Below are 206 nucleotides of genomic sequence, written 5' to 3' on the forward strand. Positions count from 1 at the left end.
TCTCGTGTCAGAGGTCGTATGCCTCGATCCAGTCGATTGCGGGTGATCGGTACTCGGTGTTGAAGATCGGAAAGTTGCCCTCGACGACCAGGCCCCACCGCCGGTTGGTCGTGCCGGTGGGCACAATGTTGCCGGTGTCGGGCCAGGTCAGGAACTGCGCGCCGTTGCGGTAGGCGGTGAATACGTTGCCGACGCGCCGGAATTCG

1 protein-coding gene is annotated in these 206 nt (G+C 63.1%); it reads right to left on the bottom strand.

Translation table 11 applies throughout. From position 1 onward, the window contains the following. Window positions 1-7 precede the first annotated feature (7 nt). Window positions 8-206, bottom strand: a 199-nt coding sequence (locus ON31_RS29290; protein ID WP_039818263.1) for a DUF7257 domain-containing protein, incomplete at its 5' end; no start/stop codon positions are given.

Source organism: Nocardia otitidiscaviarum NBRC 14405 (assembly GCF_000308635.1).
In the GTDB taxonomy this organism is placed as follows: domain Bacteria; phylum Actinomycetota; class Actinomycetes; order Mycobacteriales; family Mycobacteriaceae; genus Nocardia; species Nocardia otitidiscaviarum.